Annotated in this window: 5 protein-coding genes; 3 read left to right on the forward strand and 2 right to left on the reverse strand. The window is 45.8% G+C overall.

What is annotated here, in order from left to right; genetic code table 11:
• Positions 1–169: 169 nt before the first annotated feature.
• Entirely contained in the window at positions 170–1,228 is a 1,059-nt protein-coding gene (locus EGI32_RS09920; RefSeq protein ID WP_255155237.1) for a tyrosine-type recombinase/integrase, read from the reverse strand.
• Between the two features lie 146 nt (positions 1,229–1,374).
• A complete protein-coding gene (xth, locus tag EGI32_RS09925) occupies positions 1,375–2,145 on the reverse strand; it encodes an exodeoxyribonuclease III (RefSeq protein WP_255155238.1) in 771 nt (256 codons plus the stop codon).
• A 472-nt stretch (positions 2,146–2,617) separates the two neighbouring features.
• On the opposite strand from xth, the gene fusA reads away from it, so the two are divergent.
• The 3 genes from fusA to EGI32_RS09940 form a co-directional block, all read left to right on the forward strand.
• Positions 2,618–4,774 carry an elongation factor G gene (gene fusA, locus EGI32_RS09930; protein WP_255155239.1) on the forward strand — a complete coding sequence of 719 codons (2,157 nt, stop codon included), beginning with the start codon at positions 2,618–2,620 and terminating at the stop codon, positions 4,772–4,774.
• A gap of 473 nt (positions 4,775–5,247) precedes the next feature.
• Positions 5,248–5,535, forward strand: coding sequence for a hypothetical protein (locus tag EGI32_RS09935; RefSeq protein ID WP_255155240.1), 288 nt, complete (start codon positions 5,248–5,250; stop codon positions 5,533–5,535).
• Between the two features lie 207 nt (positions 5,536–5,742).
• Positions 5,743–6,280, forward strand: a 538-nt coding sequence (locus EGI32_RS09940; RefSeq protein ID WP_255155241.1) for a porin family protein, incomplete at its 3' end; no start/stop codon positions are given.

A 6,280-nucleotide genomic window follows, 5' to 3' on the forward strand; every position in this document is an offset into this window, starting at 1 on the left:
TACCCACTTCCCCCATCAAATTTCCTTCCTGGCATTAGCATCCCGAAAGGATAGTAACTCCTTCCTTCCAAACCCTCTACCCATCAGACTTTCCACTTCATCAAAGAACTCTTTTTTTTTAAAAAACCTCCATAAATCTACAAAATAAACACCGCAAAACCGTTATAAATTACGCTGTATGTACCAGCGCCCGTTCCTCAAAATGCACATGCATCTTTTCAATCTCCTTATCCATTAGGCTTTGTGCCAGGCTCACATATCTGAAGAAAGCCTTACTATCGCTGGTATGCCCGCTGATCTTGCGCACCACGTATTCGGGCATGCCGCTGGTGAGCATGGTGGTAATACTGGTACGGCGCATGGTATGGCTGCTGAGTGCATCGCAGAAGCGGGTAGGGGTGAGGGTGTTGTGTTGCGACTGGCTCTTGATGCCTTTCCTGGTGCGGAGCCGAGGTAGCGGGTATGTCCAGCCGGCGAGTTCCGCCAGCTTTTTGATATTTTTATTGAAACGGAAAAGCGATACCACCGGCAGCAGGGTGCCTTTATTCTTTTTATAACGCTCCAGGATATCCATTGCCGGTGCCGGAAGTTTTACCAGCGTATCTGTACCGGTTTTCTGCGAACGCATTTTCAGGTAATGACCACTATCCCGCAATTCGATATTTTCTTTTTTGATCTTGCAGAGATCGCTGAAACGTAACCCCACCATACAGCCCAATACAAAAACATCTTTTGCGTGTTTCAACGGCCGCGAAAGTTTCGCTTCAAAATCGTTATCGAACATCAGGAAACGAAGTTGTTCTACCGTAAGCGTAATGATGGCGATCTCTTCCTTCTGGATGTAAAAATTTTTATGGTGCGGGCCCGTAGCTATGCCACAACTGTCGTTGATCCAGTTGAAAAAAGTACGGATCATTTTTATATTCTGCCCGGTATAATTATCATGACACTTTTTCTGCCGGTACATATAATCGGTAAACTGCCGGTAAAATTTATCCCAGTATTTTTTGAGCATGGCATGCTCCCTTTTATCGTTCCCTTTTATTTCGTATAGCACTAATTCCGTATGCCGGTAAGCGGAATATTCTTCCAGCAGTTTCAGGCAATACGAATAATTCTCTACAGTCTGCGGTTTGATGCGGGTGCCATTCTTATTGAGCCGCCGGCCGGTCCTGCTATGCGCAATGAATTTTTCAAACAAGGGGAGCAGTGAGTGGGGTTTTAGCATACGGTAAAAGTTGAAGGTTGAAGGTTGAAGGTTGAAGGTTCTTTCGGTTGGACGGATCTAATGTCCACCGGCCTTCTAAATTTACGAAGCTTCTTTCTCCTGTAATAAAATCCGATCCTGAAAAACTTTCAACCTTCAACCTTCAACTATTTAACTTCAATCCACACCGGTGCATGATCGCTCGTTTTCTCCCAGCCCCTCACATCCTTATCCACGCCGGCTTTTTTTAATCGTTTAGCAAAATGCGGGCTCAGCAAAAAATGATCGATGCGTAATCCGGCATTGCGGCCATACGCATTGCGGAAATAATCCCAGAAAGTATAGATCACTTCATTAGGATACAATTTACGGATGGCATCCGTCCAGCCCTGGTCTAACAGTTTTTTGAAAGCGGCTCTTGTCTCCGGGCGAAAGAGTGCATCATCCACCCATCGTTCCGGCTTGTATACATCCAGTTCGGTTGGCATCACGTTGAAATCTCCGAGCAGGATCACCGGCACATCTTCTTTGAGTAAATATTTTGCATGGTCCTGCAGGCGTTTGAACCAGCTGAGCTTGTAGTCGAACTTCGGCCCCGGCGCTGGATTTCCATTAGGTAGATACAGGCAACAGATCAGCATATCGTTGATGATCGCTTCTATGTAGCGGCTTTGCTCATCTTCATCATCACCCGGAAGGCCGCGGCGTACTTCTTTTATTTCCAGTCCGCGGGAGAGGATGGCCACACCGTTCCAGCTTTTTTGTCCTAGCCAGATGGCATTGTATCCCGCGGCAGTAATGGCAGCTTCCGGAAATTTCTCCTGCGGCGCTTTCAGTTCCTGCAGGCATACGATATCGGGTTTGGTCTCTTGGAGCCAGCGGAGCAAAACCGGCAGGCGGCCATTGACGCCGTTTACATTATAAGTGGCAATACGCATGGGGGAAAGTTGAAGGTTGAAGGTTCAAAGTTAAAGGCTAGGAGAGTTCTCGTACGCAAATGACAAATAATACGTAACTAAAAATGAACAATCCCAAAAAGTGAAAAATCTGATCTTCTACCTAATCTAATAAAAATACTTCAAAGAGTTGATAGGCTAAGTAGTCATTCAAACCCCGTCAGGGTCTTTGACCGCTGACGGGGCTTCCTAAACCCTCTAAACCCTAATCCCTAAACTTTTTGTCATTTTCCCAAAAAACCTTATCTTTGCGCCGCTAAACGGTACAGGCAATAGGATGGAGCAGTACTGATTTAGCATAATATGAGAGCATAATTATCCATAATAAGCCCCTAAACCTTCAAAGAAATGAGGTTTACCTACAGGGGAAAGCTATGTCAGCAACCGATACGGTTTTTATAAAAGGCTGGCAAACAACAATCAACACACAAATTCAACATTTAAAAATAGAAAAATGGCAGATTTACGTTATCAACGCAACTTTGGTATTGCCGCTCATATTGATGCCGGTAAAACCACAACTACCGAACGTATTCTTTACTACACTGGTGTGAACCATAAAATAGGTGAAGTACACGATGGTGGTGCAACTATGGACTGGATGGCTCAGGAACAGGAAAGGGGTATCACTATTACCAGTGCTGCAACTACATGTTTCTGGAACTTCCCAATGATCCAGGGGCAGAAAACCCCTGATACCAAACAATACAAATTCAACATCATCGATACTCCGGGTCACGTGGATTTTACCGTAGAGGTAGAACGTTCACTCCGTGTACTGGATGGTCTGTTAGCATTGTTTTGCGCCGTATCCGGTGTGGAACCACAGTCTGAAACCGTTTGGCGCCAGGCTAACCGCTACAAAGTACCACGTATCGGTTTCGTAAATAAAATGGATCGCAGTGGTGCCGACTTCCTGAACGTGGTAAAACAGGTTCGTGAAATGCTGGGTGCAAAAGCAGTTCCGCTTCAGTTGCCGATCGGTGCAGAAGACAACTTCAAAGGTGTGGTGGATCTGATCACCATGAAAGGTATTGTTTGGAACGAAGCTGATAAAGGTATGACCTTCCAGGAAGTTCCGATCCCTGAAGATATGATCGAAGAAGTAAACCAATACCGCCAGGAACTGGTGGAAGCAGTAGCAGAATACGATGAAAAATTACTGGAAAAATTCTTTGATGATCCAAATACCATCACCGAAGCAGAAATGCACGAAGCTATCCGTAAGGCTACTATCGACATCTCTATCATCCCGATGATGTGTGGTTCTTCATTTAAAAATAAAGGGGTACAGACTGCATTGGATGCTGTTGTACGTTACCTGCCTGGTCCGCTGGATATCGAAGCTGTAAAAGGAACCAATCCTGATACAGGGGAAGAGATCCTTCGTCATGCAGATCCAAAAGAACCATTCAGTGCCCTGGCATTCAAGATCATGACCGATCCTTTCGTAGGACGTCTTGCGTTCTTCCGTGCTTACTCAGGCCGCCTGGATTCAGGTTCTTACGTTCTCAACACCCGTACAGGTAAGAACGAACGTATCAGCCGTATCATGCAGATGCATGCTAACAAGCAGAACCCTGTAGACTACATCGAAGCTGGTGATATCGGCGCAGCAGTAGGTTTCAAGGATATCAAAACCGGTGATACTTTGTGTAACGAAGATCATCCGATCGTTCTGGAATCTATGACCTTCCCTGAACCGGTTATCTCTATCGCGGTGGAGCCTAAAACTCAGGCCGACGTTGATAAAATGGGTATGGCTATCGCCAAACTGGTAGAAGAAGATCCTACCTTACGTGTACGTACAGACGAAGAAACAGGTCAGACGATCCTGTCTGGTATGGGAGAACTTCACCTTGAGATCATCGTTGACCGTATGAAACGCGAGTTTAAAGTGGAGATCAACCAGGGTGCACCGATGGTGGCTTACAAAGAAGCTTTCCGTGATACTGTTGCTCACCGTGAAACCTATAAGAAACAAACCGGTGGTCGTGGTAAATTCGGTGATATCGCCTTCAAGATCGGCCCTGCTGATGCAGAATGGCTGGCTCTTCCTGAAAACTCAACAGGTGGTATGCAGTTTGTGAACGAGATCTTCGGTGGTGCTATTCCAAAAGAATTCATCGCGCCGATCATCAAAGGTTTCCAGGCGAGCATGAACAATGGTGTTCTCGCAGGTTACCCGATGGTAGATATGAAAGTGGTAGTTGTGGATGGTTCATACCATGATGTGGATTCCGATGCGATCTCTTTCGAACTTTGTGCTAAACAAGGTTACCGTGAAGCTGGCCGCAAAGCGAAACCAGTGTTGCTGGAACCGATCATGAAAGTGGAAGTACTTACCCCGGATCAATACATGGGTGACGTTACAGGTGATCTGAACCGTCGTCGTGGTATGCTGGAAGGTATGGATAGCAAACATGGTGTACAGGTTATCAAGGCTAAAGTTCCATTGAGCGAAATGTTCGGTTATGTAACCCAGCTGCGTTCATTGTCTTCTGGCCGTGCAACTTCCACCATGGAGTTCAGCCACTATGCTCCTGCTCCAAACAACGTAGCAGAAGAGATCATAGCTAAGTCTAAAGGCAAACTGAAAGTAGAAGAATAATTGCTCAAACCAGCAATTGACAATAAACAAGGCCCCGTTCTGAAAAGAACGGGGTTTTTGTTTTGTAAAACGTTCGCCTTGATCTTCGCTTCGTTCTCCCCGTCATTGCGAGGCACGAAGCAATCTCTTCGCTTCGATAGCAATGATTCCTCTGTTGCCTATTGTTGTAAAAACCCCAGAGAAGCAATCTCTTCGATTTGTTCTCCCCCGTCATTAAGAGGAGTTGAGAAGGACGAAGCATAGCTAGTTCTTGGCTTGAAAGCGTCATGTCTTTGCCCAATGTTAAAATTTTCACCAAGAATCTCATGTGTTCCACGGCCGAAGCTACAGCGAACACACAGCGAACCTACAGCGAACCTACATTTTAGCTTTCAATGCTTTCATTCGTTAAAAAAATCCGGTCCCTCAAAAAATGCTTCTGAACGGATTAAACCTTTGCGGTCATCATTGCTCTAACCCAAAAATAGCTGATCATGAAAAGTATACTTTCAATCTTATCGATCATCCTTCTCACCATTATTTTCACCTCCTGCCGGCCTACGGCGGTAGTAGTAAAAGAAAGGCCTGTAGCACCGGTATATGTAAGACCGGCACCACCACGACCAAATTATATATGGGTAGAACCCGGCTACGTTCGCGTTGGCAGCGGATATGCTTACCGTCAGGGTTACTGGATAGCTCCACGTCCCAACAAGGTTTACCGCCAGGGCTACTGGAGAAACACCAGGCGCGGGTATGTATGGGTACCGGGCCGATGGTAAAATTATTATTGTTGTTGGAGTTTGATAAATGGGGAGCCGGCTTCTGCCGGTTCTTTTCTTTTGTTTCCCGCAGGTTCCCGCTGTTTAAATATACACAGATCTTCGCAGAGATAAACCTGCGAGCATCTGCGTGTATCGATCTGCGGACATCTGCGGAAAAATTAATCCGATTGGTATAATTTTGGCTGATAAATCAAAAAACAAACCATGATAAAGCTTAAACTGCTCTTCAGCCTGCTGGCGATGACTACTTTTTCTTCCTTTGCACAACGAAACCCTTTGAGCTCAGACCGTGAGAACTTCTTCCGCTTTGGCGCAAAAGGAGGGGTGAATATCAATAAGATCGATGGGCAATCTTATAAGGATGGGTTCAATTTCAATTACCAGATCGGCGGTTTCCTGCAGTTCAACCTCACCAATAAGATCGGCATCCAGCCGGAAGTCAGTTTTGTGCAATCCACATCCGAATTCAGCAGTGGTGCCGATAATGTATATGATGATCTTTTCCTGGGCGGCGGTCAGCGTAAAGCAAAATTGAATTACCTGGAAGTGCCGGTCTTCCTGAATGTGAACCTGGGCCCGAGCAAAAGGGTGAAGCTACAGGTGGGGCCTGCTTTCAATGGGTTGCTCAAACAAACAGTTGACAGCCTGAAAACAAATGCCGACATATTTAAAAAAGCAGAATGGAGTGCAATCGGCGGTTTGTGGGTACAACTCCCGCTGATAAACCTTGGCGCAAGGTATA

The organism is Ferruginibacter sp. HRS2-29, from assembly GCF_024343615.1.
GTDB lineage: Bacteria > Bacteroidota > Bacteroidia > Chitinophagales > Chitinophagaceae > Ferruginibacter.